The organism is Bowmanella yangjiangensis (assembly GCF_017255015.1).
Taxonomy (GTDB): Bacteria; Pseudomonadota; Gammaproteobacteria; order Enterobacterales; family Alteromonadaceae; genus Bowmanella; species Bowmanella yangjiangensis.
Genome location: NZ_JAFKCS010000157.1, coordinates 1 through 1,835, shown reverse-complemented (window position 1 = coordinate 1,835; position 1,835 = coordinate 1). Strand labels below are relative to the sequence as shown.

Below are 1,835 nucleotides of genomic sequence, written 5' to 3'. Positions count from 1 at the left end.
GACACGTCATCGCGCATGCCGCCGGCCAGCAGCGCCGACAGCGCCGGATCGAGCCGCGCCTGCCCACTGGCACAGGCCCGCACCGCATCCAGCAGTTCCTCCGGCTCGCGGTCCTTGAGCAGATAGCCATCGGCACCTGCCCGCAACGCGGCCAGCAGATCGTCGCGGGCGGCCGAGGCGGTCAGCACCATGACCCGGCTGGCCGGCAGGTCGAGCTTGAGCATGTGCAGGGTGTCCAGGCCATCCAGACCGGGCATGTGCAGGTCGAGCAGGATCATCTGCGGCTCCACGCGCCGCGCCAGCTCGATGCCTGCGGCGCCGCCGGAGACGCTGCCGACCACGCGGAATTCCCCGGACGACTCGAACAGTTCGGCCAGCCCGCGACGCAGCAGCGGATGATCGTCGATCAACAGCAGGCTGAAGGGCGCGCTCATGTCCGCCCCCAGTGCAGGCGCACGCAGGTGCCGCGCCCCGGCGCCGACTCGATCGACAGCTGCGCGCCGATGGCCGCCGCCCGCTCACGCATGATCGTCACGCCGAAATGCCCGCCCTCGGGCGGCTGCGCCGGTAAGCCGACACCGTCGTCATGCACCTCGACCACCGCGCCGCTGCCCTGTGGCCACAGGCGAATCCACACCTGCCGCGCATGCGAATGGCGCACGACGTTGGCCAGCGCCTCGCGCACGATCTGCAGCACCTGCAATTGCGCCTCGCTTGGCAGCGCATGGCCCGGCAGGCGGTTGTCCAGGCTGAAGACGCAGCCGCTGCTGCGCGAGAACTCCTCCACCGAACTTTCCAGCGCCTGGCGCAGCGAGCGGCCATCCATGGTCAGCCGCGCGCTGCTGATCAGTTCACGCACCTGCCGGTGCATGACCCGCAGGCCGTCGCGCAAGTCATCGAGCATGACCTGCGCGGTATCGTACTGGCGCTCGTCCAGCACCGTCTGCAGGCGGCTGGCGCGGATCTGCAGGTAACTGAGCTGCTGCGCCACCGAATCGTGCAGCTCCCGCGCCAGCACGCTGCGCTCGGCGCTCAACTCGCGTCGGCGCAGACGCCGCTCCTCGGCGAAAGCCTGCAACGCCTCGCCCAGGGGGCGGCTCATCTCACGCAGGCGCTCGCGCTGCCATAGCTGTGGGCGCTGCGGGAAATCCACCCGCAACAGCGCCCCCTGCCGGTCCTCCTGGTAAAGGCCGGCCAGGGCACGGTAGCGACCCTGGGCCAGACAGCCCGGGCAGAGGCGCACCCGGCCCGGCAAGGGCGGCTCGAGGCAGTGCGCGGGACAGTCGCCCGCCACCCAGTCTTCCGCTGCCCCCAGGTGACGCCAGCCGGGTGCGCCGAGCTGCGGCAACGACAGCTGCACGGCCGCCGCCTGCAATGCTCGCTGCAGATGCGGCAGCAGCTCCAGCAACGGCGCATCGGCACCGGCCTGCTGCAACAGACGCAGGGGCAATGCGGCGAGTGCCTGGCGATAGGCCGGCGGTTCCGGCACGTCTCGCGGTCGACGCTCGACCAGGAAGGTACGCAGTAGCAACTGGAGCATGCGCTCTCCGCCATGGCCCGTGATGGTGGATGGGACCAGCAAATTCCATGCCCCAACGCCGCTTCGCAAAGCACTGACAAGAAAGATTATTTCCTTGAGAGAAATCACCGACGCCGCCGCACCGCACCAGCACGACGCCTGTACGCCCCGCTGCGGGGCAGCGACGAACGTTCGCCTACCCCCAAGGAGGTATTCCTTCCGAGCGAATTGCAGGCCGGCGTCAGGGTCGTATCGTATTTCCCGCAAGGAACTTTTATTTCCTGCAAATCATTAAAACCCTCGACACGGGAGACCC

General features: G+C 68.8%; 3 protein-coding genes. 1 reads left to right on the top strand and 2 read right to left on the bottom strand.

From position 1 onward, the window contains the following. Nucleotides 1-434, bottom strand: a 434-nt coding sequence (locus J0A65_RS22870; protein ID WP_206596605.1) for a response regulator, incomplete at its 3' end; no start/stop codon positions are given. Continuing rightward, nucleotides 431-1,540: a sensor histidine kinase gene (locus J0A65_RS22865; RefSeq protein WP_206596604.1), complete on the bottom strand. Its 1,110-nt coding sequence runs from the start codon at nucleotides 1,538-1,540 to the stop codon at nucleotides 431-433. The genes J0A65_RS22865 and J0A65_RS22870, both read right to left, overlap by 4 nt. A 12-nt stretch (nucleotides 1,541-1,552) precedes the next feature. Between J0A65_RS22865 and J0A65_RS22860 the strand changes: the two genes are divergently transcribed. Then, a partial coding sequence (locus J0A65_RS22860) for a hypothetical protein (RefSeq protein ID WP_206596603.1) occupies nucleotides 1,553-1,835 on the top strand: 283 nt, incomplete at its 3' end.